Origin of the sequence: Nocardia carnea NBRC 14403 (assembly GCF_000308515.1) — a bacterium.
Classification (GTDB): Bacteria; Actinomycetota; Actinomycetes; order Mycobacteriales; family Mycobacteriaceae; genus Nocardia; species Nocardia carnea.
In genome coordinates this window covers 122698-148686 of the sequence record NZ_BAFV01000015.1, presented here as the reverse complement: position 1 = coordinate 148686, position 25989 = coordinate 122698, and the positions used below count along the sequence as shown (strand labels likewise).

Here is a 25989-nt window from a genome sequence, read left to right as displayed (position 1 = left end):
ACCTGGTGAGCGCAGCATTACCGACGGTCGCGGAGGTGATCCGCGGCCGTTTCGCATCCTCGAGCCGATCCGACGGCCATCGGCTGGTGCTCGTGGTCGAGGGCGGCGGCAGCCGCGGCGTGTACTCCAGCGGGATGGTGCACGCCCTGGAGGATCTCGGGCTCGCCCGGATATTCGATGCCGTCTACGGCACTTCGGCGGGCGCCATCAACGCGGCCTGGCTGCTGTGCGGGCGAGCGGGTCGCGGGTTGCAGGCCTGGACCGACGCCGCGATCATGCGCCGGGCGATCGACCCGGCGCGGATGCTGCGGGGCCGGCCCGCCTTCGACCTGAACTATCTCGTGCACAAGGTCTACGACGGCCTGCATCCGATGGATTTCCCGGCGATCCTGGCGAACGAGACCACCTTCCATCCCATCGCCACCGATATCCAGACGGGGCTGCCGGTGGATCTGCACCCCTACATCGTCGACAAGACGACGTTGAAGACGGCGCTACGCGCATCCTCGGGTCTGCCGCTGCTGGCGGGTCCCCCGGTCGCGCTGGGCGGACACCGATACTTCGACGGCGGGCTCTCGGAAACCGTTCCGCTGCGCAGTGCCTTGAAGGCCGGGGCGACCCACGCGTTGATTCTGCGGACCCGCCGCGCCGACGAACACCGCCCACCCCCGCCGCGGCTGCACGACCTCGTCGGCGGCACCTATATGCGGTTCATCGCGCCCGGCGCCTACCGGGCCTGGAAACAACGTCCCGGCCAGCAGGCGCTCGAAGACGGGGTCATCGCGGGCATGGGCACCGCGGCGCATCAGATCCACCCGCCCGCCGGGTCACCGGATATCAGCAGCGTCGAAACCGACCCGGGAGTGCTCGCCCGCGGAATGGAGATCGGCCGCCGCGCCGTCGCCGACTTCTTCGCTGCTCTGAGCCCCCTCGCCGCCGAGCCCAGCTGACGACCACCGTATCCGGCAGGCGCCGATGCGGTCCGGGCGATCGTCCGGACCACGCGCCATGGCCGTGGTGCTGCCGGAGGCCCCGACACCACCGGTGGGCCGTTCGGTCCGTGCCCCGTTCCCTTGCCCGGACACCCCGGGGCTCAGCTCTGGGAGCGGCGTGACCGCAGCGGGCAGCTCCCGGCTGACCTGATCGGGCCCACGGACTGCCGGCGGTCCGCGGCGTGAACCGGCCGCCGGGGTGCTCTTCGATGCGGATGCCCGCGTCGAACGGCGGTTCCTGCCGGACCCCGATACATGGTCAGTCGAAGCGGATACCCTGGGCCAGCGGTAGATCGCTGGAGTAGTTGATCGTGTTGGTGGCCCGGCGCATATAGGCCTTCCATGCGTCCGAACCGGATTCGCGGCCGCCACCGGTGTGTTTTTCGCCGCCGAACGCACCGCCGATCTCGGCGCCGGAGGTGCCGATATTGACGTTGGCGATACCGCAGTCCGACCCGTCGGCGGCCAGGAAGCGTTCGGCCTCGCGCTGATCGGTGGTGAATATCGCCGACGACAGCCCCTGCGGCACCCCGTTGTGCAATGCCAGGGCGGTATCGAAATCGTCGTAGGTGAGCACGTAGAGGATCGGGGCGAAGGTTTCCTCGCGCACGATTTCGGTCTGGTCCGGCATCCGGACGATCGCCGGATGCGCGTAGCGGGCCGCGGGCCCGGCCCCGTCGACCGTGACCTCGTGCCCGCCGCAGACCAGTTCGCCGCCGTCGGCGCGGGCCAGGTCTATCGCGTTGCGCATCCGTTCCCAGGCTTCAGGGCCGCTGAGCGGGCCCACCTGGACACCGGCGTCGAGCGGATTACCGATACGCAGTTGCCGATAGGCGCCGGCCAGCCGGTTGATGAGTTCGTCCGCGATATCGGTGTGCACGATCAGCCGGCGCAAGGTCGTACAGCGCTGGCCCGCGGTACCGACCGCCGCGAAAACGATCCCGCGCACCGCCAGGTCCAGATCGGCCGAAGGGGTGACGACGGCCGCGTTGTTTCCGCCCAGCTCGAGCAGGCACCGGCCGAATCGCGCGGCCACCCGCGGCCCCACCTGGCGGCCCATCGCGACCGAACCCGTGGCACTGACCAGCGCTACCCGTTCGTCGTCGACCAGTTGTGCCCCGGCCGAACCGGTGCCGAGTACGAGCTGATGGATTCGCGGATCGGCCCCCGTGGCGTGGGCGGCCCGGCGTAACAGGGCATGACAGGCCAGTGCCGTCAACGGCGTCCGATCCGACGGTTTCCACACCACCGTGTCGCCACAGACGAGGGCGACCGCGGTATTCCACGACCAGACCGCGACGGGGAAGTTGAACGCCGAGATCACCCCTGCCACGCCCAGCGGATGCCAGGTCTCCATGAGCCGGTGGCCGGGCCGTTCCGAGGCCATCGTGTAGCCGTAGAGCTGCCGGGACAACCCCACCGCGAATTCGCAGATATCGATCATCTCCTGGACCTCGCCCCGCGCCTCGGCCGGGATCTTCCCCACCTCGAGAGTGACCAGTTCGGCGAGTTCGTCCTGGTAGCGCCGCAGGAGAACGGCCAGTTCCCGGACCACCGCCGCGCGTTGCGGCGCCGGAACGGTGCGCCAATCGCGGAATGCCGCGGCGGACTCCTCGATCGCGGTGTCGATCTCGGCGGGGCTCGCGGGCCGCAGTTCGACGAGCACTTCGCCGGTGATCGGGCTGTGTACCGCCATCTCACCGGCGGGTGGTGGTTCGATGCCCAGAGCATTCAGCAGAGTGGGTACCCGGTGGGCAAGCCGGACGGTTCGGGTCTCGCTGTCGATCTCGGTCATCGCGAACTCCTCGGGTTCGGCCGGACGAAATACGCTGTGCGAATGGCACGGCCGGAGAATGAACGTTCACAACTCCAGTTCCGGCGGTGTGCCCGCTACGTTAGCCTTCGCTGATGGCGGAAACACCGGCAAAACCGACCCTGGATGAGATCGATCGCCTGCTGATCCGGGAACTGATGGCCGACGGCCGGGCGACACTGTCGAATCTGGCCGAGAAGGCGAGCCTTTCGGTATCCGCCGTGCAGTCGCGAGTACGCAGGCTCGAGGCGCGCGGTGTGATCCGGGGCTACACGGCCGATGTGGATCCCGAGGCGCTGGGGCAGTTGTTGTCGGCATTCGTCGCGATCACTCCTCTCGATCCGTCTCAGCCCGATGACGCGCCTGCGCTGCTGCAGCATGTGCCGGGTATCGAGGCCTGTCATTCGGTGGCGGGCGAGGAGAGTTATGTGCTGTTGGTCCGGGTGGCCTCCCCGCGGCATCTGGAGCAGTTGCTGCAACAGATCCGAGCGACGGCCAATGTCCGCACCCGAAGCACGATCATCCTGCAGACGTTCTATGAGAAGTAGTTGATAACGTAACAAATCCTTCTTGTTATGGTTCCGTCAGGAAAATTTCCCGGCATATCGATTCGGGCTCCCGTACCGTCGAGACTGTGACCATCGAACTGGAACGATCCGGCTCCGGCGGTGACACCGACCGCATCCCCGCGACCCGCGTCCACGAGACGCTGTCGGCACATATGCTCGCCGACGGATTCGATCTGGTACTGGATATACCCGCTTCCTACGGCCGCCACCTGGTGGACGCCCGCGACGGCACCGACTACCTCGATATGTTCGGGTTCTTCGCCTCCAGCGCCCTCGGGATGAACCATCCGGCGCTCGCCGGGGACGCCGCCTTCCGGAACGAACTGATCACGGCCGCGGTCAACAAACCGAGCAACTCCGATATCTACACCGTCGAGATGGCCCGGTTCGTGGACACCTTCGCCCGGGTACTCGGCGACCCTCGGCTACCGCATCTGTTCTTCGTCGACGGTGGTGCACTCGCGGTCGAGAACGCGCTCAAAACCGCGTTCGACTGGAAGAGCCGGCACAACGAATTACACGGCCGCACAGCACTGCCCGGCCGCGAGTCCGGTGTCCTGCACCTGACCGGCGCGTTCCACGGCCGCAGCGGATACACACTGTCGCTCACCAACACCGACCCGGTGAAGACCGAACGTTTCCCGGCCTTCGACTGGCCACGGATCGAAACCCCGTGGCTCGGCGGACCCGGCGATATCGACCGCGCCGAACAGCATGCGCTGGAACAGGCCGCGCACGCCTTCGCGGAACGTCCGAACGGAATCGCCTGCTTCCTGGCCGAACCCATCCAGGGCGAAGGCGGCGACCGGCATATGCGGCCGCAGTTCCTGCAGGCGATGCAGCGGATGTGCCACGCCAACGATGCACTGTTCATCCTCGACGAGGTACAAACCGGGGCCGGCGCGACCGGAACCGCCTGGGCCTATCAGCAGTTGGGGCTACAACCCGATGTGGTCGCGTTCGGGAAGAAAACCCAGGTCTGCGGCATCATGGCCGGCGGCCGGGTGGACGAGGTGAGCGATAACGTCTTCACCGTCTCGTCCCGGCTCAACTCCACCTGGGGCGGCAACCTGGCCGATATGGTCCGGGCGGGGCGGATCCTCGAGGTCGTCGAACGCGACGGGCTGATCGAACGCGCCGCGGCGCTCGGCGAACATCTCCAGGCGCAACTGCGTGAACTCGCTCAGCGGCATCCGGCGGTCACCCACCCCCGCGGCCGGGGGCTGATATGCGCGATAACCCTGCCCGATCCCGGTTTCCGCGATGCGGTGCTCACCGCGTTGCGCGAACGGGAACACGTCTTGATGGTCGGCACCGGAGCGTGCGGCATCCGCTTTCGGCCACCGCTGACCGTGGAACCTGCGGAGTTGGAAGCGGCGGTCGCCGCGCTGGACAGGGTGCTGCGGGACCCGGCCTGAGCGGTCCGGTCGGCTGATACCGGTCGCCGGTTCGGTCACAGTGGCGGCGATCAGTTCGGCGGGCCACCGGCGGCAGGGGCGCCGGATGCGAATTTCGTGCCCACCGGCTCCTCGGCCGGTTCGAGCCGTAACCCGAGTGCGCCCTGCACGAACCGATGTACCGCACCCATCCCGGCCTCCAGAGCAGCACTCCGGCCGGGCCTGGACCAGCCGGATATACGCGCGCTGCCACCCGATCCCGGCGCAACCACGATCTCCGCGACCAATTCCGCCGTGACCGGATCACACACGGCCCAGGAAAAGTTCGACTCGTCCGCCCATTGGGCACTCCGCCTCGCCACGTACTCCGGATCCGTTATCCCGCCCTCCAGCAGCGCGGGCCGATCATCTATCCGTTCGTCGGCCCGCAGCGCACGCAGATACCACGCTCCCGCATTGATCTCGATCGGCTCCATGCGCTCACCCTGGCACACGGTCCGCTACGCCGCGGCGGGCCCCGGGAACAAGGCACCTGGGCCACCGGTACTGCCCTGCTCGACCTGGATCGCCAGGGCAGGATGCTTCCGGATCCAGTCGCTGCCGCACACACGTGAGCCCCGCCGTACTCGCCGAGAGCGCAACCCGGGCGGCACCGGACCACGCATGCAGGTTCTCCCGCTGTTCGGGCACAGCGCATATGCGGCACGGCGCTCTCGGGGCCGCCGGTCACTCTGTGCGGGGTGGGGGCCACCATTAGGGTCGGAGTACAGTCCGGGCGCCGTAGGTCCCCGGGTCCACCGCGCCCGCCGGGATCCGCGGCGCGACGGTGAGAGGAAGGATGGGCATGGCTGGGCAGCGACTGGGCCCCTACCGGCTCGAACGCCTGCTCGGGCAGGGCGGTATGGGCCAGGTGTGGCTGGCGCACGCCGATCCCGTAGGCGGACGGCCCGGGCGGAAGGTCGCGCTGAAATTGCTGCCCGCCGAACTCGCGGCGGACCCGACCTACCGGAGCCGGTTCGAGCGGGAAGCCGAACTCGCCGCCCGCCTGGACGACCGGCATCTCGTATCGATCCACGCGCACGGCGAGCTGGACGGCCGGCTGTTCATCGAGATGGAGTACGTCGAGGGTGAGGATCTGTCCCGGATCCTGCACCGGGGCGCGCTGACACCGGAGCGGGCCGTCGATATCGTCACGCAGACAGCGGCCGCGCTGGATGCCGCGCACCGGGCCGGTTTGGTGCACCGGGATGTGAAACCGTCCAATATCGTCGTCCGGCGCGACGGCTTGGTGTACCTGATCGATTTCGGTATCGCACACGGCGCCGGCAGTACGGCGTTGACCGCATCGGGTCTGGCGGTGGGCACCTGGGCGTATATGGCACCGGAACGGTTCACCGGCGATACCGACGCCCGGGCGGATATCTATTCGTTGGGCTGTGTGCTGTTCGAATGCCTCGCCGGTATCCGGCCGTTCGGTGATACCGATCCGGCGCGGCAGATGCACGACCATCTCACCAGCGCCCCACCCAGTGTGCGGGCACTGGTGCCGGGTATCCCCGACCGGCTGGACGCGGTGATCGCCCGCGCTCTGGCAAAACAGCCCGGGGACCGCTTCGCATCGGCCGGGGACTTCGCGCGGGCCGCCGCGGCGGCACTGGGCCACCCGAGCCCGTCCGCCACGCCCGCGCCTGCCGAACACCCGGGCCTGCATCGCTACGAACTCGACGCGGGCCCGGCGGGCACCCGCCGATACGAAGCGCCGGACCGGCCCGCCACCCGCCGATACGAGACCGCGGCGCCTGCGGGGACTCCCGGCCCGAGCACCCGCCGATACGAGCCCGGTGCGGAACCGGCGGGCACGCGCCGGTACGAGGCGGCCGCTCCGCCCGCGGGGACCCGTCCCTACACCGGTCTCGCCGCGGCCGGTGCCGCCCACGGAGCCGCCGGGCCCGGCCATCCACCGACCCGCGCGTACACCCGGCTGGAAACGGGCCATGCCCCCGGCGGAGCGCCGCGCGGTGGCGATACAGCCCATGCAGTCCGGCCGGTCGTCCCGGCCCGCCCGGCACCCCGCCCCCCTGCACCGCCCGCGCGGCGTACGCCCCGGGCCCGGCCGGCTACCCGGCCCCGGCGACGGAAGAGCCGCTTGCGCAGGCTGGTGCTGTGGTTGATCGTGCTGGTCGTGATACCGCTGCTCCTGATCGGCGGCTGTATGGCGGCGCTGGTGAAAGGCGTGGGATCGATCGAATTCTTCTCCGGCGACGACCGGCCCACCGCGTCCGCGGGGACCGAGGTCCGCGACGGCAGCTTCGAGTTCGTTGTGCGGAATGTGGAATCCGATGTGCCCACCATCGGTTTCGATCGTGCCCAGGGCATGTTCGTGGTGGTGAGTTTCACCGTCCGCAATATCGCGCGCGAGCCCAAGACCTACACCCCGCTGGGTCAGGAACTGCACGATACGGCCGGCGGCAAGTTCGGCCCGGACGTGACGGCCACGGCGCAGCGTGCCGCCACCGCCGCCGCCCCGCGCACGCTGCAACCGGGGGAATCGCTGGGGACACATCTGGTGTACGAGGTGCCTGCCGGATCGGTGCCGGCGAGTATGACCTTCCGCGATTTCCCGTTCTCGCTCGGCACCTCGGTCGCGCTGGGCTGATACTGCCGGCACCTCGTTACGCCAGAACGATTCGGTCGCGATACCGGGATCCGGCGTCAAGATCGCGTAATCTGGGCGGTGGCGCGGCATCCAGGCCGAGCAGTCGGGCAGTCTTTCTGGTTCGCCGCTCCGGGCCCACCAGTACCCGTGCGCCCACCGGTGGTTCGAACGCTCGGTCCGCCGGCTCCGCCCGTCCCGCCGGGGTGAGCGGTTCGCCGGCCAGGGAGAACGGACCACCTTCGGCGCCGCGGTGACATCGTGGGAGATCAACTCGAGTTTGCGAACACCAGGCACCGCCGCAGCATAGAAACATCGAACTGTCACCGGTCGCCGGCTCGGATCCAGCGTCGGCTCCCGGCCCGTCGTGCCCCCGCGAGCAGGAGGTGATCGAGGAAATGACAGATATTCTGATCCGTGCCGTGCCCGGCGCAATAGTCGACGAGATAGACCGGCAAGCCCATGCGCTCGGGATATCCCGAACAGCGTTCCTCCGTCGCCGGCTCGACCGGGAATTCCGGACAGTCGGTGGGGTGAGCACCGCGGACCTGGTTCTCCTGGCCGAACTGATCCGCGATTCCGGGACTCCCGATATCACCGACGAGGATCCCGAACTGGTCGACGGCAGCCTGCCCTGACGCCCGTGCGTCCACCGGCAACTGTCGGTGGCCGGGTGCAGACTGGAATCCATGACCGAGTTCTCCGCCGCCACCCAGCAGTGGTTCGACGGTGCGTTCCCCGCGCCCACGGACGCTCAGCTGGGTGCATGGCGGGCTATCGCGGCCGGTGAGCACACCTTGGTGATCGCGCCCACCGGCTCCGGTAAGACCCTCTCGGCGTTCCTGTGGGCCATCGACGAGCTCGCCCGTGCGGACCCGCCGGTGGCCGGAACTTCTGTGCTCTACATCTCCCCGTTGAAGGCGCTGGCAGTGGATGTGGAACGTAATCTGCGGGCGCCGCTGGTGGGTGTACGCCAGACGGCGCGGCGGCTCGGGCTGCCGGCGCCGGAGATCAGCGTGGGCGTCCGGTCCGGGGATACCCCGGCGCAGGAACGGCGGCGATTGCAGCGCACGCCCCCCAACATCCTGATCACGACCCCGGAATCGCTATTCCTGATGCTCACCTCCGCCGCCCGGGAAACGCTGCGCGGGGTCCGGACGGTGATCGTGGACGAGGTGCACGCGATCGCCGGGTCCAAACGCGGTTCGCATCTGGCGCTCTCGCTGGCCCGGCTGGATACGCTCACCGAACGGCCCGTCCAGCGGATCGGGTTGTCCGCGACGGTGCGCCCGCCGGCGGAAGTGGGAAAATTCCTGGTGGGGCCGGCACCCATCACCATCGTTTCGCCGCCCGCGCCGAAGACCTTCGATCTGTCGGTACGAGTGCCGGTCGCGGATATGACCGAACCGGGCGATTCCGAGCAGCCCGGTTCACTGTGGCCGCATGTGGACGCATCGATCGTCGAGCTCGTTCTCGCCCACCGATCGTCGATCGTGTTCGCGAATTCCCGGCGCCTGGCCGAACGGCTCACCGCCCGGTTGAACGAAACCTATGCGGGGCAGCTCGGGGAGGGCCCGGAAACCGCCCATGCCCCGCCCGCTCAGCTCGGCCCTTCCACCGAGGTCACCCACGGCGCCGAACCGCTACTCGCCCGCGCACACCACGGGTCGGTGAGCAAGGAGCAGCGGGCCCTCATCGAGGACGATCTGAAGAGTGGCCGGTTGCGCTGTGTAGTGGCCACCAGCAGCCTCGAACTCGGTATCGATATGGGTGCCGTGGATCTGGTCGTGCAGGTCGAGGCACCCCCCTCGGTGGCCAGCGGATTACAGCGGATCGGCCGCGCCGGGCATCAGGTGGGCGAGATCTCGCGCGGGGTGCTGTTCCCGAAACACCGCACCGACGTGATGCACTGCGCGGTGGCGGCGCAGCGGATGCTGGCCGGGCAGATCGAGGAACTGAAGATACCCGCACACCCGCTGGATATCCTCGCGCAGCAGACGGTGGCGGCCTGCGCCCTGGCACCACTGGACGTCGACACCTGGTTCGATACCGTCCGCGGCACCGGAAGCTATGCGGCACTGCCGCGGTCGTCCTACGAAGCCGTACTGGACCTGCTGGCCGGACGTTACCCCTCCGACGAGTTCGCCGAATTGCGTCCGCGGCTGGTCTGGGACCGCGACGCCGGTACCCTCACCGGCCGTCCCGGCGCCCAACGGCTGGCGGTGACCTCCGGCGGCGCCATCCCCGACCGCGGTATGTTCGCGGTCTACATGGTGGGCGAGAAAGCCTCCCGGGTGGGCGAACTCGACGAGGAGATGGTCTACGAATCACGCGTCGGCGATGTGTTCGCGCTCGGCGCCACCAGCTGGCGTATCGAGGACATCACCTACGACCGCGTCCTGGTCACCCCCGCCTTCGGTCATCCCGGCCGGTTACCGTTCTGGCACGGTGATTCGCTGGGCCGCCCGGCCGAACTGGGGGCCGCGCTGGGCGAATTCGTCCGCAAGGCCGGTTCCGATACCGCGTCCGGGGATTTCACCGCACGAACTACCGCCGCCGGGCTCGACGACAACGCCGTCGGCAATCTACGTGCGCTGCTGGACGATCAGCGCACCGCCACCGGCCGGCTCCCCACCGATCGCACCCTTGTGGTGGAACGATTCCGCGACGAACTCGGCGACTGGCGGCTGATCCTGCACTCCCCTTACGGGATGCCGGTGCACGCGGCATGGGCGCTGGCCGTCGGCGCCCGGCTGCGCGAACGGTTCGGGGTGGACGCCTCGCCCAATGCCTCCGACGACGGCATCGTCGTCCGGCTACCCGATACCACCGACGAACCCCCGGGCGCGGAGCTGTTCGTCTTCGAACCGGACGAGATCGACGAGATCGTGACCGAGCAGGTGGGCGGTTCGGCCCTGTTCGCCTCCCGGTTCCGCGAATGCTCCGCCCGCGCACTGCTATTACCCCGCCGGGATCCCGGTAAGCGGGCGCCGCTGTGGCAGCAGCGGCAGCGATCGGCCCAATTACTCGATGTCGCACGGAAATTCCCGGCCTTCCCGATCCTGCTCGAGACAGTGCGGGAATGCCTGCGCGATGTCTACGATCTGCCCGCGCTACGGGATCTGCTGGGCCGGGTGGCGCGGCGGCAGATCCGCCTGGTCGAAGTGGAGACCGCCACGCCGTCGCCGTTCGCCAACGCACTGCTGTTCGACTACATCGGCCAGTTCATGTACGACGGCGACAGCCCGCTCGCCGAACGCCGCGCGGCCGCACTGTCCCTGGATTCGAGCCTGCTGGCCGAACTACTGGGCCGGGTCGAACTGCGCGAACTGCTCGACGGCGAGATCCTCGCGCAGACCGAGCAGGAACTGCAGCGGCTCACCCCGGAACGCAAGGCACGCGATGCGGAGGGGCTCGCGGATCTGCTGCGCCTGCTCGGGCCGCTCACGGCGGACGAAGCCCGGCAACGCTGCCGGGAAGACCCGGCGGACTGGTTCGCCGAACTCGCCGGTGCCCGGCGGGCACTCGAAGTGACCTATGCAGGCCGGACATGGTGGGCCGCGATCGAGGACGCCGCCCGGCTCCGCGACGCCCTGGGTGTTCCGCTGCCGATCGGCACCCCGGCGGCCTTCATCGAGCCGGTACCCGATCCCCTGGGCGATCTGGTGGCCCGCTTCGCCCGCACCCACGGCCCCTTCGGAACGGAAGCGGTCGCGCGGCGCTTCGGACTGGGGACAGCCGTGGTCACCTCGGCACTGCATCAACTGGTGGCCGAGAAACGGGTGGTGGAAGGCGAGTTCACGCCCGAGACGGCCGGGACGGAATGGTGTGACACCCAGGTCCTGCGCCGGCTGCGCCGCCGTAGCCTGGCCGCCGCCCGGCACGAGATCGAACCGGTCTCCACCGCCGCCCTGGCACGTTTCCTCCCCGACTGGCAGCACATCGGCAGCGGGGAACTGCGCGGAATCGACGGGGTCGCCGCGGTGGTCGACCAGCTCGCCGGGGTGCCGGTACCGGCTTCGGCGTGGGAGTCGCTGGTACTGCCCGCCCGCGTCCGCGACTACACGCCCGGGATGCTCGACGAACTCATGGCCACCGGTGAGGCCCGGTGGTCCGGGCACGGAATGATCAACGCCAAGGACGGATGGATCGCCCTGCACCCGACCGACCAGGCCCCACTGACCCTGCCGCCCCCGGATGAACTCGAACTCGACGACCTCCACCTCGCCCTGCTCACCGCACTCGGCGCCGAGCCCGCCGCCTGGTCGGCGTCGGCCGGCGGTTCGGCCGCGGGTCGCAGTACGGCGGCCGAGCGCGAACAGCGGTCCTCGGCAGATTCGGCCACCAGACGCGATCCGGCGGGCGGCGGGCTCACGGCCCTGCGCGGTGGTGGAGGTGCATATTTCTTCCGTCAGCTCGCCGATGCGACCGGTGTTCTCGACGACACCCGGGTCGCGGCGGCGCTGTGGGATCTGGTGTGGGCGGGGCTGATCTCCGGCGATACCTTCGCCCCCGTACGCGCTCGCCTGTCCGGGGCTACCCGGACACCGGCCGCGCACCGCACTCCCCGGCGCGCGCCACGCGGACGCGCCTATCTGCCCCGGCCGGCCATGCCGACCCGTTCGGGTCCCCCCACTGTGGCCGGGCGGTGGTCGCTACTGCCCGAACGTGCCCTCGACAACACGGTTCGCGCCCACGCCACCGCAGATCTGCTGCTGGAACGCTACGGCGTGGTGACCAAGGGCGCGGTGCAGAACGAGGGAATGCCCGGCGGGTTCGCACTCGCCTACCGCGTACTCAGCGAATTCGAGGACCGCGGCCGCTGCCGGCGCGGCTACTTCGTGGATTCTCTCGGCGGCGCCCAGTTCTCCACCACCGATGTGGTGGACCGATTGCGCTCCTTCGAGGGCGACCGGCGCCCGGCCGCCCCGGCGCTGGTACTCGCGGCCTGCGATCCGGCCAACCCGTACGGTGCCGCCCTCGCCTGGCCCAAGACCGCCGGCGTGGCCGGCCACCGTCCGGGCCGCAAAGCAGGTGCGCTGGTCGTACTGGCCGACGGCGAACTCGTGCTGTACCTGGAGCGCGGTGGCCGGACCCTGCTCACCTGCACCGAGGACCCGACCGCCCGGCACGCGGCCGCCACCGCGCTGGCCGATCTGGTGCGGTCGGGGCAGGTGGATTCCCTGGTCATCGACCGGGTCGACGGCGAATCGGTACACGGCAACACCTTCGCCGGTTTCCTGACGGAAGCCGGTTTCAGCGATACCCCGCGCGGCCTGCGCCTGCGCGGAAGACGGTGACCGGCGCAGGTCGTCCGGCCCCTGCCCTTGTGCACGCGCCGGAACGGGCCGCCCGGGCAGAAGGTGACGTGACGTGCCGCGCCGGTGGAGCTACCCGCGAAGTGGAGGACGACTGTGCCGGAAGGTGATGTGGTGTTCCTGGCCGCCGGCCGGTTACGGGCGGCACTGGCCGGCGAAACGCTCACCCGCAGCGATTTCCGGGTCCCCCGCTACGCCACCGTCGATCTGCGCGGACAGGTCGTGGACAGCGTGGCCAGCTACGGGAAACACCTGTTCGTCCGCACCGAGACGGTCAGCATCCACACCCACCTGAAGATGGAGGGCAGCTGGCGGGTGTTCCACTACGGCCAGCGCTGGACCAAACCCCGGGTCACCGCCCGGCTCGTGCTCGGCACCGCAGAGGCGGAGGCGGTGGGGTTCGATCTGGGACTGGTGGAGGTGCTGCGGCGCACCGAAGAACACACCGCGATCGATCATCTCGGCCCCGACCTGCTGGGCCCCGGCTGGGATCCGGCCATTGCCGCCGACAGGCTGGCCCGGCAGCCCGACCTACCGATCGGCGTGGCGCTACTGGATCAGCGCAACCTCGCCGGAATCGGCAATATCTACCGCAGCGAGATCTGCTACCTGCGCAAGGTGCATCCGGCCCGGCCGGTGGCCGAGGTCGGCGATCTGCTCGCCCTCGTCAACGAAGCGCACCGTGTCCTGTCTCGGGCGGCCCATCAGCCGCCGTGGCGGCCGCTGGTCTACGGGCGGGCGCGCCGTCCTTGTCAGCGGTGCGGTACCGCGGTCCGGGTCGATCTGCTGGGTGAATCGGCGCCACGCGGTGATCAGGTGAGCCGCCGGGAACGCGGAATCTACTACTGTCCGAAATGCCAGGTCATACCGGAATGAGTACGTAATCTGTCGCATATCGGCCGTTGCCCCTTCTGTGACGGTCGCCATGGGCGTGGTAATGATCGGCATCTTCGCGACGACACACGGGTACCGCACCGGAAGCAGGTCCCATGTACACCCGAACCCTCCACCTGGCCGCCTTCGCCGGCAAATTGCTGTCGGCGATATTGGCTATCGTGGCGACCGCGGTGTTCTGTTATTTCCTGCTTCACCCGGCCTCGACGCCCTCGGGCACCACACCCACCCCCCTCGGCCCCGCCATCACCACAGCTCCTGCGGACAGCCCACCTGCGCCTCACTGAGCGCCCGCGCGGCCGGATACACCGGACACCATCCCGACCCCCGGCCACCGAGCCACAGTCCCCCACCCCGTGTTGCCGCGAGCAGCCTTCGATGACCAGCGAAACCGGGCGCAACCGCTGAAGAGGTGACCACAGTTTCCGGTCGGCCTGCGTCACGGCGCCTGCCCGTAGCAAGGCCACAACCATGTCCCGAGGCGGCGTCACCGCCCGGACGCCGACAGCCGGGGTCCGATCAGCGGAGACCGCCCGGCCCCGTGGCATACATACAACCCGATTGCAGGTCGCACGCTGCCGTGGGATTTGCGGCGAGCCACGATCCGCTTTTCAGCGTTCGATCGGCACCGGTTCCAAGATCTCCGGCCGGGGCTCGGGAGCGGCGACCCGTAGCGCGTCGGCGGAGGCGTCGTCGGGCTGGGTCTGCGAACGAATCTCGGCGTCCACCCGGGCCAGGTAGGTCCGGATCTCCCGGTCGGTTTCGGCCTCGTCCCAGCCGAGTACCCCGGCCATCAACTCCGCCACTTCCTCGGCGCAGTCGGCGCCGCGGTGCGGGTATTCGATGGAGATGCGGGTGCGGCGGGCGAGCACATCGTCGAGATGCAGTGCACCTTCCGCGGCGGCCGCGTACACCGCTTCCACCTTCAGGTACGACGGCGCGGCCGCGATCGGCTGCCGTAGTTCCGGGCGGTCCACGGCGAGCGCCATGACCTCGTCGATCAGCGAGCCGTAGCGGTCCAGCAGATGCTTCACCCGGTAGGGATGCAGACCGTACTCGTCGGCCAGTTGCAGCGTCTGATTGACCAGCGCGAAATACCCGTCGGCGCCGAGCAACGGAACTTTCTCGGTGATCGAGGGCGATACCCGGGCGGGAATATCCTGTGCGGCCTCGTCCACCGCGTCGTAGGCCATCACCCGGTAGGTGGTGTATTTCCCGCCGGCAATCGCGACCAGGCCCGGTGCGATCCGGGCGACCGCATGCTCGCGCGACAGTTTCGACGTGTCGTCGTTCTCCCCGGCCAGCAGCGGCCGCAGACCGGCGTACACACCGTCGATATCGTCGTGGGTCAGTGGGGTGACCAGCACCTGGTTCACCCGGTCGAGCAGGTAGTCGATATCGGCCTTGGTGGCGGCCGGATGGGCGAGGTCCAGATTCCAATCGGTATCGGTGGTGCCGACGATCCAGTGCGCCCCCCACGGGATGACGAACAGGACCGAGGTCGCGGTGCGCAGGATGATCGCGGCATCGCTGACGATCCGGTCCCGCGGGACCACGATATGCACGCCTTTCGATGCCCGCACATGGAACCGGCCGCGCTGCTGCGACAGTGCCTGCACCTCATCGGTCCACACCCCGGCCGCATTGATCACCACATGACCGCGGACCTCGGCGCTGCGCCCGTCCTCGCTGTCGCGTACCCGGACCCCGACCACCCGGTCCGCCTCGCGCAGGAACCCGACGACCTGGGTCGAGGTGCGGATCACCGCCCCGTAGTGGGCCGCGGTCCGGGCCACCGTCATGGTGTGCCGGGCATCGTCGACGACGGTGTCGTAGTAGCCGATACCGCCGATCAGCGAATTACGGCGCAACCCCGGCGCCAGCCGCAGCGCACCGTGCCGGGACAGATGCCGCTGTCCGGGAACCGATTTGGCGCCCCCCATGGTGTCGTAGAGGAACAGTCCCGCGGCCACGTACGGGCGTTCCCAGCCCCGGCGCGTGAGCGGATACAGGAAGCGCAGCGGTTTCACCAGATGTGGTGCGAGCCGCGCCATGGACAGTTCGCGCTCTTTCAGCGCCTCGCGCACCAGCCCGAATTCCAGCTGTTCCAGATACCGCAGACCACCGTGGAACATTTTCGACGAGCGGCTGGAGGTGCCCGACGCCAGATCCCGCGCTTCGACCAGCGCCACCCGCAGCCCGCGGGTCGCGGCGTCCAGCGCTATACCGGCTCCGACGACCCCGCCGCCCACCACGATCACATCGAAATGGTCCTTGCCGAGCCGGTCCCAGGCCGTGCTCCGCTGGTCCGGTCCTAGAAACTGTGATCCCGGCTGAATGGTCATGGGTTTCGACTCCTGGAGCGTTCGACGAGGTCGGCTGTGGTTCCGTGAGTTCGCCCTACAGCCTATGCGTACATCCGCGAGGATCGGGCGCAGCGAGACACCCGTCACCGACATGCCCGGTTACGCTAGCCTCCTGCCATGCGCTATGTGGCCGCCATCGACCAGGGCACGACCTCGAGCAGATGCATTCTCTTCGACCGTTCGGGCCGGATCGCGGGCCTGGCCCAGCGGGAACACGATCAGATCTTCCCGAAGCCGGGCTGGGTGGAGCACGATCCGGAAACGCTGTGGCGCAATACCGAATTCGTGCTCGGTGCGGCGCTGGACGAGGCCGGGGTCCGGGCGGCCGATATCGCGGCGGTCGGTGTCACCAATCAGCGCGAGACCACGGTCGTGTGGGAACGCGAAACGGGCCGGCCGATCCACAACGCCATCGTCTGGCAGGACACCCGCACCGACCGCCTGTGCACCGAACTCGCCGGTGATCAGGGCGCCGACCGCTACGCCGACCGCACCGGGCTACCACTGTCGACCTATTTCTCCGGTCCGAAGGTGCGCTGGATTCTGGATACCGTGCCCGGCGCCAGGCAGCGGGCCGAGGCCGGGGAACTGTGCTTCGGCACCGTGGACAGCTGGGTGCTGTGGAACCTGACCGGCCGGCACATCACCGATGTCACCAACGCGTCCCGAACGCTGCTGATGGATCTGCGGACTCTGCAGTGGGACAGCGAGATCTGCGCAGAGATCGGCGTACCGACGTCGATGCTCCCGGAGATCTGCAGTTCCTCGGAGGTCTACGCGGAGATCACCTCGGGGCCGCTGGCCGGGATACCGGTCGCCGGCATCCTCGGCGACCAGCAGGCCGCGACGTTCGGGCAGGCGTGCCTGTCCCCCGGCGAGGCCAAGAACACCTACGGCACCGGGAACTTCATGCTGCTGAATACCGGCACCACACCGGTGTTCAGCGAACACGGCCTGCTCACCACCGTCTGCTACCGGCTCGGTGAGCAGCCGCCGGTGTACGCACTGGAGGGGTCGATCGCCGTCACCGGTGCACTCGTGCAGTGGTTCCGCGACAACCTCGGCATCATCGACGCCGCACCGGAGATCGAGGATCTGGCCCGCACTGTGGACGATAACGGCGGCGCCTATATCGTGCCCGCTTTCTCCGGGCTGTTCGCCCCGCGCTGGCGCCCCGATGCCCGCGGTGTCATCGCGGGCCTGACCCGGTTCGTCACCAAGGCGCATCTGGCGCGGGCGATTCTCGAATCGACGGCATTCCAGACCCGTGAGGTGATGGACGCGATGCGTGCGGACGCCGAGGCCAACGACATGAACCTGGAATCGGTGGCGCTCAAGGTCGACGGCGGGATGGTCGCCAACGATCTGCTCATGCAGTTCCAGGCCGATATCCTCGACCTTCCGGTGGTTCGCCCGCTGGTCAACGAGACGACCGCCCTGGGCGCTGCGTACGCCGCGGGCCTGGCGGTCGGTTACTGGTCGGGTACCGACGATATCCGCGCCAACTGGACCGCCGAAACCACTTGGAACCCGGCCATGCCGGCCGCCGAACGCGAGTCCCGGCTGCGCGATTGGAACAAGGCTGTGGAACGCACCTACAACTGGGCGGACTGACCGGCCGCTGCAACCGGCTCCACCGCCCGCGCCAGCCGGGCGACGGCCTCTCCGAGGACGTCGGGGGCGGCGGTGGTGAAACACATCCGCATGGCATGCGAGTACGGGGTGGCGACCGCGAACGCCTGCCCCGGCACGAAGGCGACACCCGCCTCGAGCGCACGGGGTAGTAGCTGGGCGGTATCGGTGCCGTCGGTGAACTCCGCCCACACGAACATGCCGCCGGCGGCGGAACTGCAGCGCAGGCGATCACCGAACCGATCGGCCACGGCGTCCACCAGCGCGGTGGCGCGGGCGGCATAGACCCCGCGCACCGTATCGATATGGCCGCCGAGCCACTCGGTATCGGCCAGGAGTTCGGCGGCGATCTGCTGGGTCAGGGCGGAACCGCACAGGTCGGCGCCCTGTTTCAGCAGTTCGACCGCCCGGCAGACCCGTTCCGGGGCGACCATCCAGCCCACCCGCAGGGTCGGGGCGAGGATCTTGGAGGCCGAGGACAGCCGGATCACCGCCGGCGAATACGTCGCGACCGGTTCCGGTGCGGGCCGGTCGAACCACAGCTCCCCGTACGGATCGTCCTCGATCACCCAGAACCGGTGCTTCTCGGCAGCGGCGGCCAGCGCCCGGCGCCGGCGGGGGCTCATGGTGACACCACCCGGATTGTGGAAGTTGCTCACCGTGTGCACGACCGCGGGCCGCTGCCCGGCGGCGATCAGTTCTTCGAGCAGGTCGACCCGCATACCCTCGTTGTCCAGCGGCACCGCCACGATCCGGGCGCCGGCGGCCCGGAACACCTGGAGCGCGCCGACATAGGCCGGATCCTCGACCACGACCAGCGCGCCGGGGTCCAGCAGCACCTCCGCAAGCAGCGATAACGCCTGCTGGGAACCGTGCGTAACGAACACTTCCCCGATCCCGACCGGCCGGCCCAGTCGCGCGGATTCCCGTTCGGCGAGTACCTCGCGCAGCGGCCCCCAGCCCGGCGACTCGGTGTACTGGAGCACGGCGGGGCTGCGCAGCGCCGATTCCGCCGCGGCCGCGATCCGCGGACCGGGCATGAGCGCGGCATCGGGCAGCCCTCCGGCGAGGCTGATGACATCTGCCGCGGCGGTGAGTTTCAGCAGGTCGCGAATGGCGGAACTGGTCAGGCCTGCCAGTTTTCCGGCCAGTGGCGCAGCTTCTTCATCGGGCATGGGGGCCTCCGGGTATCACCTGGTCGATACCCAATCATCCCATGAAAACCAGAATATGAAACTGTGATCTCAGATCATGGGATCAACGGCGATCCTCGATAACCCACAACAGGGTCTTACCGTCGCGCTCCACCGTGGTGACCGTCTGCTTGTACACCGTCGTCACCCCGTTCGGCCGGCGTTCGGTGAGATCCACATCGAACGTATTCGCCGTTCGCTCGGTGATCCGCACACAATGCTGCGTACCGGCCGGGATCTGCTCGTCGATCCCCCCTTGGATGGTTTCGGCGGAGGAAATGGCCGGCGAATCCGACGCCACGAACTCCCGCGCAGCGCTACCGCTGCGCTGAACGTAGAAGGCGTTTTGGAATCCGAGCACGGCGTCCGGCCCGCTCGTCGTATCGCCCGCACCGTTACCCACCGTGACCGCGCCGTCCTGCGTCGCCGGGCAACTCAGCCCGTCGATCGCCTCCGCGGTGGGCCCGGTGCCCCCTTCGCCGCCGCCACCCCGGACCACGACGATCGCCACACCGACCGCGATGAACGCCACGATCACCGCCGCCACGGCGACAATCGTGCCGATGGGCAGATCGCGACGTTTCTTCTCGGCCAGTGCACTCGACACCGACTGCGGCGTCAGTTTCTGTGCGATCGGGTCGCTGTCCCAGGACAGGCCGCCCGAACGCGGCCGCACCGGCTCATCTCCCCGATCACTCGGTTCGGAGCCGGGCCAGCGCAGATCCGCGGCACCGTGCCGGACTGTCGCCTGTTCCGACTCGGAGGCCCGATCGGCACCCGGCCGGCGCGGCGACACCGGATCCGCAGGCAGAGAATGACGCACCGTCGCATCATCGGCACCCGGCCGCGGACGTGTCACCGGCGCGGAATCACCGGTCGCCGGGTAGGCCGGTGTGGAGCTGTCCGGCGCACGGTACTGCGGCGGCGGCGCAGGAACCGTCGGCGGCTCCGGCGCCGTGCCCGGGGCTCCGTCGGCCGGCCGCCACGCCAGCTCCGGATTCTCCGCGCCCGCCGGCTGCCAGCCCTGCACCGGTAGATCACCGGTCGGCGGACCGAACTCGGACACCGGGGGCCCGAACTCCGATACCGGCGGGCCGAATTCCGATACCGGCGGCCCGAAATCACCCGTGGGCGGACCGAAATCCGCCCGGTCGGATTCGCGCCCTTTATCTTCGCCCTCGCCGGTCACGGCCCATCCCTTTCGAGACACGCGGGTGGGGCGGCCGTACCCGACCGCCCCACCCGGCAAGATTTCACTCGTATCAGTACTGGAGCGAACCACCCCACTGGGTGTTGACACCAGCGACGTTGATCGACTGCTCCGGGTAGTTACCCGGCGGCAGCAGCGGCGGGGGCGGCGGAATCTCGGACGCGGCCTTCAGTGCGTCCGCGCCGCCCGGCTGCATGGCGATCCAGTGCTCGACAGCCGCCTTGGCATTGTTCACCGGAGTGGTGTCGATCGTATGATCGAGCCGGTTGTCCGGCAGCCCGTTCCCGCCGGTGAAGGTGGAGACGTTGATGGTGTTCTCGTCGACGAACTCCACCGAGATACCGGCCTCGCCGGTACCCGTGGGGGTACGGAAACCGGCCGTACCGACATACCCCGACTGGTTCGTGAAGTGATGCGTATTGGCGAAATGCCCGGGTGCGAGCGCACCACCGTCGACGGCGGCGCCGACCTCCATATGCGCGCCCTGCATCTCGACCACCGGCGCCACCGGTGCCGATTGCAGGCGCGGGGCCTCCCACTCGGGGGCCTGCGGCTGGACCAGGGTCTCGGTGCCCGGATCGGCGGCCTGCGCGTCACCCTCGGACTCGGCGTCGGCCGGCCGATCGCCCGGCTGCCCCGGCGCCGGGGGCTGCTCACCCTCGGGCTTGTCCGGCGCGATCGCCGGCTGCACCGGATCGTCCTGACCCGGTACGGGCAGCGGCGCCACACGCGGCGCGGTGACACCCGGCTGAGTCGGACCCGTAAGAGCCTGCTCGCCTTCCTCACCCGGCTTCGGCGTCGTCACACCGGGCTGACTCGGAGTGGGAGCGCTACCCGACTCCTCGTCGTTCCCGTCCTGACCCTGTTCGCCCTCGTTCTGCACACCCGGCTGGCTGGGCGTGGTCTCCGGCCCCTCTTGCTCCGGCGTGGCACCCGGCTGAGCAGGTGCCGGAGTGGTCGGCGTGGTCGGCTGATCACCCGGAACGGCCCCCGCCGGCGATGCGAAGATGGCCATGGCCGCTGCGGTCGCAAGCGGCAGCGAAGTGCTCGCCACCGCCCGAGTCGCCCGGCTCGGCTTACGATGTTTCACTATTCGCCCAATCCCTTTCCCGGATGCGGCGGCGTCTGTGCACCGCAACCAGTTCTGCCTCATCTGAGACACGACTCCAGCGGTGGCCTGAGTGGGCCGTTCGCTGTCCGAGTCCGAAAGGACGAACCCCCCGGCACCAAACCTCGCGACCGCCCGCCGATCGCAATCTCTGCCTCGGAAGTCAACCACACCCGAGCCCGTCCGGCAATCTGTGCTGTGTTTATTTGCGGCGCCTGCGGCGCCGCGGGTTTCGGCCCCCTGAGGTCCCTGCTGTCAGCACTCGACACTCGCGGCTGCGCCGCATCGCATCGAGCACTGACAGCAGGGACGGGCCGAAACCTTTCAGGGCCTCGTAAGACTCGGCACCGCCGTTGGTTACGTCCGAAGGGGCCGGCCCGGACCTATCTCGCTGGACTCGGCGCCGCCGTTGGTTACGTCCGGCCCGCAGGATGGCCGGGCCTGACGCACTGCACTGAACTCGGCACCGCCGGTGGGCACTTCGGGTTCGGTGGGCTGAATCCTGCGGACGGGCGGCGGGCGGAACAGTCCACCGGCGCACGAGGCCGTCGATCCTCGCCGAGTACGACAGCGACGGGGCGGCGCGACCCGGGTCAGCCCAGGTCGTCGTGGCGCATGAGCTGGCGGGCCGCTTCCATGACCGAACCGGTGAGCGAGGGATAGACCGAGAACGTCTGCGCCAGATCGTTGACCGTGAGATTGTTCTGCACCGCGAGCGCGATCGGCAGAATGAGTTCCGAGGCGATGGGCGCGACCACGACACCACCGATCACCACGCCCGTCGCCGGGCGGCAGAAGATCTTCACGAAACCGCGCCGCAATCCCGACATCTTGGCGCGTGGATTGGTGTTCAGTGGCAGCATCACCGTCCGGGCCGGTACCTCGCCGTTGTCGATGGCGGTCTGGCTCACCCCGACCGTCGCGATCTCGGGGCGGGTGAACACCGCCGAGGCCACCGTTTTCAGGCGGATCGGGCTCACACCCTCACCGAGCGCGTGGTACATCGCGATCCGGCCCTGCATGGCGGCCACCGAGGCGAGCGGCAACAGGCCGGTGCAGTCACCGGCCGCGTAGATGCCCGGAACCGGTGTGCGCGAGACCCGGTCGACCCGCAGGTATCCGCCGCGGTCGAGTTCGAGACCGGTCTCCTCCAGCCCCAGACCGGTGGTGTTCGGCGTCGAGCCGACGGTCATGAGGGCATGCGAGCCGGTGACCGTGCGGCCGTCGGAAAGAGTTACCAGCACACCGTCGGCCGTGCGTTCCACTTTGTCGGCGCGGGCGTGTTTCACCAGCTCCACACCACGCTCGGCGAAAGCGTCTTCGAGAACCAGTGCGGCATCGGCATCTTCACCCGGCAGCACCCGGTCGCGGCTGGAGACCAGGACCACCCGGACACCCATTTCGGTGTACGCGGAGACGAATTCCGCGCCCGTAACACCCGAACCGACCACCACCAGGGTTTCCGGCAGTTCGGCCAGATCGTAGAGCTGGCGCCAGTTCAGGATCCGCTCCCCGTCGGGCTCGGCCCCGGCCAGCACTCGCGGCGAGGCACCCGTCGCGATCAGCACCACCTCGGCCTCTACGGTCTCGTCGGCGGCATCCGGACAGGTCACCGCGACCCGGTGAGTCGCCCGGCCTGCCCCCGGGCCCGCCAGCCGGCCCCAGCCCGGCAGTACCCGGACACCCGCGGCTTGCAACTTGGACCGGATATCCGACGACTGCGCCAGCGCCAGCGCCTTCACGCGCTCGTTGACCTCCGGCAACCGCACTTCGGCCTGGCTCGGATCCAGCGTTATCCCCAGATTGCGGGCCCGCCGCAGATCGGTGCGGATCCCGGTGGACGCGATGAACGTTTTGGACGGGACACAATCCCAGAGCACACACGCCCCGCCGATACCGTCGGAATCGATCAGTACGACCTGCGCGCCGTGCTGTGCCGCGACCAGCGCTGCCTCGTAGCCTGCGGGTCCGCCACCGATGATTGCAATGCGGGTCATTAACTTCCCCTGTCCTGATCACCCGCGCCCGGCGCGCGGCAGCGTCGCGGCCCTCACTCGCCGAGACAAGCCTAGTCGGTGCTGTTCAGCGGATCTCATCGACAGTCCGGGCAGCGCCGGAGGCGCCCGTAACCGCCCTCGAAGCAGATCCCACAGCACCAATTACGACGCCCCGTACCGGTGCGGGCCGGAACACAACTAAGCTGCCGGTGTGCCGATCTACGCTGCCTACGGGTCCAATATGGATTCGACCCAGATGCTCGAGCGCTGTCCGCACTCCCCCATGTTCGGGACGGGCTGGCTGGAGGGCTGGCGCCTCACCTTCAGCGGGGACGACATCGGCTGGGAAGGCCCGCTGGCCACTGTCGTCGAAGAGCCGGGTTCCCGGGTCTTCGTGGTGCTCTACGACGTCTCGCCGGAAGACGAGCAGTTATTGGACCGGTGGGAGGGTTCGGATTTCGGGATCCACCGCAAGATCCGCCTCCGGGTGACCCCGAGCCCCGGTAGCGGCACCGACCCCATCCTGGCGTGGCTGTACGTTCTCGACGCCTACGAGGGCGGACTACCCTCGGCCCGCTATCTGGGTGTGATGGCCGACGCCGCCGAAAAGGCCGGTGCCCCAGCGGACTACGTACACGCCCTGCGCACCCGCAACAGCCGAAACGTCGGCCCGGGCAATAACTTCAGCTGAGGTCCGCGCAGGTCAGACGGCGAGTTCCCGGCCGGCCTGGAGGACGAGGTTGGTGAAGGTCCGAACGCCGATCTCCAGGGCGCGTTCGTCGATATCGAAGGTGGACTGGTGCAGGTCCAGCTGGGGGCCTGTGCCGGACCAGACGCCGAGCCGGGCCATGGCTCCCGGGACTTCTTCCAGGTACCAGGAGAAATCCTCACCGCCGCCGGACTGCGGCGTATCGGCGAGCGCGTCCGGGCCGATCCCGCGGACCGCGTCGCTGAGCATCCGCACCGACAGTTCGTCGTTCACGACCGGCGGTACGCCGCGCCGGTAGTCGAGCTGGTATCGCACGCCGGTCGGCGCGAGGAGGCCGTCGACTATCTCCCGCACCAGCGGCTCCAGCAGTGACCAGGTGGTGTGGTCGCCGGTGCGGACGGTGCCGGTGAGCATCCCCGTCTGCGGTATGGCGTTGGGCGCTTTCCCGGCGCTCACCGCACCCCAGACCATGACCGTGCTGGTGCGGGGGTCGATCCGCCGGCTGAGCAGGCCGGGCAGGCCGGTGATGACCGTGCCGATGGCGTAGACGAGATCACTGGTCAGGTGGGGCCGGGAGGTATGCCCGCCGGGCGAGTCCAGAACCAGTTCGACGGTATCGGCCGCGGAGGTGATCGCACCGACCCGGATACCCACGCGACCCACCTCGAGCCGGGGGTCGCAGTGCAGGGCGAAAACGCGATCGACCCCGGTCATCGCGCCTTCGGCGACCATATCCAGGGCACCGCCGGGCATCACTTCCTCGGCATGCTGGAAGATCAACCGGACCCCGACCGGCAGATCCGCGTCGGCCAGGGCGAGCGCGGTCCCGAGCAGGACGGCGGTGTGCGCATCGTGGCCGCAGGCATGCGATACGCCGGGAACGGTGGAGGCGAAATCCCGGCCGGTGAACTCCTGGAGCGGCAGCGCGTCCATATCGGCGCGCAAGGCGATCCGGGGGGCATTCTCCGGGCCGATATCGCAGATCAGGCCCGTACCGCTGGGCAGCACCCGGAACGACAGGCCGGCCTTGGTCAGCCAGGTGCCGACGAATTCGGTGGTGGCGAATTCGGTGCGGGAAAGCTCGGGGTTCGCGTGCAGATGCCGTCGCCATTGCACGAGATCGACCGTGTGCTCGGCCAGCCACGCCGTGACCGCGTCCTGTCCGTCGCGCACCGAACGGCCGGATGTGCTCACCGAATATCCTCCTGTCGTAGAACGAGCAGCTGCGAACCATCTCCGCGTGCCGGGATCGGCCCGTAACACATATCGCCCGCGACCTGGGTCGCGGTACAGGCGGCGGTTCCACTCGTCCCCCCGGAGAACGGCCGTCACCTCCAGTTTCCCACCACGGCCGGATCCGCGCCCGGCGACGTCCCGGGTGTGACCACCGGAACAGTGACAACGAAACGGATACCCGGATGCTAACTCTTGGCGAATTCCAGGTTGTCCGGGGTGGTCGGGACCGCCAGCGCGGCCAGCGTCGCCGCGTGCAGCGAACGTTTGATCACCGGAAGGCTGGCATTCCGGTTGGCTGCCAGGGCATCGGCCCGGGTGATCGCGGTATCGCGCAGGGCGGCGGCGTCGGCGGTCTCGTCGACGATTCCGGCGGCGTAAGCCTCCGGGCCGCCGTACCGATGGCCCGTGGTCATCGCGGTGAGCGCGACCTGATTGGTCAGCCGCCCCGTGACCAGCGCGTTCATCCCGACCGTGAACGGCATCCCGAGATGCACCTCGGGCAGGCACCAGAACCCGCGATCGGCGCGCATGATCCGGAAATCGTGCGAACTCGCGAGCATGGCGCCGGCACCGAACGCATGCCCGTTCACCGCAGCCAGGGTGGGCAGCGGGAAGGCCAGGATCCGGCTGAACAGGCCGTGGACGAGATCGAGATAACCGTGCATACGGTCGAGGTTGGCGAACAGCCAGTCGGTGTCGAGGCCGTTGCTGAAAAATTTGCCGGTGGCCGTTGTGACCAGGGCCGCGGGCCCCGGACTCGCCTCCACGGTATCCAGCAGGGCGTGCGTCTCGTCGAGCCATTCGTGGCCGAAGCGGTTCTCGCTGTCGGTCTGGCCCTCGTTGCCCAGCGACAATACGAAAACGTTCCCCACGCGTTCCAGGTACGGCATCTGTGCAGCGTA

18 protein-coding genes are annotated in these 25989 nt (G+C 68.9%); 9 read left to right on the top strand and 9 right to left on the bottom strand.

Annotated features, from left to right (window positions below; all coding sequences use genetic code 11):
• Positions 1 to 5: 5 nt before the first annotated feature.
• Entirely contained in the window at positions 6 to 950 is a 945-nt protein-coding gene (locus ON22_RS04725; RefSeq protein ID WP_033244663.1) for a patatin-like phospholipase family protein, read from the top strand.
• 301 nt (positions 951 to 1251) lie between these two features.
• On the opposite strand, the gene amaB is transcribed toward ON22_RS04725, so the two are convergent.
• Positions 1252 to 2787, bottom strand: coding sequence for an L-piperidine-6-carboxylate dehydrogenase (gene amaB, locus ON22_RS04720; RefSeq protein WP_033244364.1), 1536 nt, complete (start codon positions 2785 to 2787; stop codon positions 1252 to 1254).
• Positions 2788 to 2900: 113 nt separating this feature from the next.
• On the opposite strand from amaB, the gene ON22_RS04715 reads away from it, so the two are divergent.
• Positions 2901 to 3353, top strand: a complete 453-nt coding sequence (locus tag ON22_RS04715) for an Lrp/AsnC family transcriptional regulator (RefSeq protein ID WP_033244363.1) — start codon at positions 2901 to 2903, stop codon at positions 3351 to 3353.
• 86 nt (positions 3354 to 3439) lie between these two features.
• Positions 3440 to 4792, top strand: coding sequence for an L-lysine 6-transaminase (lat, locus tag ON22_RS04710; protein ID WP_033244362.1), 1353 nt, complete (start codon positions 3440 to 3442; stop codon positions 4790 to 4792).
• A gap of 50 nt (positions 4793 to 4842) precedes the next feature.
• Here lat and ON22_RS04705 read toward each other — a convergent pair whose 3' ends face one another.
• Positions 4843 to 5247: a hypothetical protein gene (locus tag ON22_RS04705; protein WP_231508579.1), complete on the bottom strand. Its 405-nt coding sequence runs from the start codon at positions 5245 to 5247 to the stop codon at positions 4843 to 4845.
• Positions 5248 to 5615: 368 nt separating this feature from the next.
• Between ON22_RS04705 and ON22_RS34385 the strand changes: the two genes are divergently transcribed.
• The 4 genes from ON22_RS34385 to ON22_RS04685 all read left to right on the top strand — a co-directional run bounded on the left by ON22_RS34385 (position 5616) and on the right by ON22_RS04685 (position 13618).
• On the top strand, positions 5616 to 7427 hold the full coding sequence (locus ON22_RS34385) for a serine/threonine-protein kinase (protein ID WP_051743118.1): 1812 nt from the start codon (positions 5616 to 5618) through the stop codon (positions 7425 to 7427).
• 395 nt (positions 7428 to 7822) lie between these two features.
• Entirely contained in the window at positions 7823 to 8062 is a 240-nt protein-coding gene (gene vapB, locus ON22_RS04695; RefSeq protein ID WP_033244660.1) for a type II toxin-antitoxin system VapB family antitoxin, read from the top strand.
• Between the two features lie 51 nt (positions 8063 to 8113).
• Positions 8114 to 12724: an ATP-dependent helicase gene (locus ON22_RS04690; protein ID WP_033244361.1), complete on the top strand. Its 4611-nt coding sequence runs from the start codon at positions 8114 to 8116 to the stop codon at positions 12722 to 12724.
• 114 nt (positions 12725 to 12838) lie between these two features.
• On the top strand, positions 12839 to 13618 hold the full coding sequence (locus ON22_RS04685; protein ID WP_033244360.1) for a DNA-formamidopyrimidine glycosylase family protein: 780 nt from the start codon (positions 12839 to 12841) through the stop codon (positions 13616 to 13618).
• Positions 13619 to 14247: 629 nt separating this feature from the next.
• Here ON22_RS04685 and ON22_RS04675 read toward each other — a convergent pair.
• Entirely contained in the window at positions 14248 to 15981 is a 1734-nt protein-coding gene (locus ON22_RS04675) for a glycerol-3-phosphate dehydrogenase/oxidase (RefSeq protein WP_033244358.1), read from the bottom strand.
• 138 nt (positions 15982 to 16119) lie between these two features.
• On the opposite strand from ON22_RS04675, the gene glpK reads away from it, so the two are divergent.
• Positions 16120 to 17616 (top strand): glycerol kinase GlpK, encoded by a 1497-nt coding sequence (gene glpK / locus ON22_RS04670; protein ID WP_033244357.1) that lies wholly within the window; start codon positions 16120 to 16122, stop codon positions 17614 to 17616.
• On the opposite strand, the gene ON22_RS04665 is transcribed toward glpK, so the two are convergent.
• The 4 genes from ON22_RS04665 to ON22_RS04650 form a co-directional block, all read right to left on the bottom strand.
• Positions 17598 to 18809, bottom strand: a complete 1212-nt coding sequence (locus tag ON22_RS04665; RefSeq protein WP_033244356.1) for an aminotransferase-like domain-containing protein — start codon at positions 18807 to 18809, stop codon at positions 17598 to 17600. The two genes, glpK and ON22_RS04665, sit on opposite strands and share 19 nt — an antisense overlap.
• Before the next feature lie 82 nt (positions 18810 to 18891).
• The gene (locus ON22_RS04660) at positions 18892 to 20016 is read right to left on the bottom strand and encodes a DUF8176 domain-containing protein (protein WP_033244355.1); all 1125 of its coding nucleotides are present in this window, start codon (positions 20014 to 20016) and stop codon (positions 18892 to 18894) included.
• A gap of 73 nt (positions 20017 to 20089) precedes the next feature.
• A complete protein-coding gene (locus ON22_RS04655) occupies positions 20090 to 21091 on the bottom strand; it encodes a hypothetical protein (protein WP_231508578.1) in 1002 nt (333 codons plus the stop codon).
• 647 nt (positions 21092 to 21738) lie between these two features.
• Positions 21739 to 23142 carry an NAD(P)H-quinone dehydrogenase gene (locus ON22_RS04650; RefSeq protein WP_033244353.1) on the bottom strand — a complete coding sequence of 468 codons (1404 nt, stop codon included), beginning with the start codon at positions 23140 to 23142 and terminating at the stop codon, positions 21739 to 21741.
• 211 nt (positions 23143 to 23353) lie between these two features.
• On the opposite strand from ON22_RS04650, the gene ON22_RS04645 reads away from it, so the two are divergent.
• The gene (locus ON22_RS04645) at positions 23354 to 23833 is read left to right on the top strand and encodes a gamma-glutamylcyclotransferase family protein (protein ID WP_033244352.1); all 480 of its coding nucleotides are present in this window, start codon (positions 23354 to 23356) and stop codon (positions 23831 to 23833) included.
• A gap of 12 nt (positions 23834 to 23845) precedes the next feature.
• Here the strand turns inward: ON22_RS04645 and ON22_RS04640 are convergent, their stop codons facing one another.
• Both ON22_RS04640 and ON22_RS04635 read right to left on the bottom strand, forming a co-directional pair.
• Entirely contained in the window at positions 23846 to 25024 is a 1179-nt protein-coding gene (locus tag ON22_RS04640) for a M20 family metallopeptidase (protein ID WP_033244351.1), read from the bottom strand.
• A 248-nt stretch (positions 25025 to 25272) separates the two neighbouring features.
• The gene (locus ON22_RS04635) at positions 25273 to 25977 is read right to left on the bottom strand and encodes an enoyl-CoA hydratase-related protein (protein ID WP_033244350.1); all 705 of its coding nucleotides are present in this window, start codon (positions 25975 to 25977) and stop codon (positions 25273 to 25275) included.
• Positions 25978 to 25989: the final 12 nt, after the last annotated feature.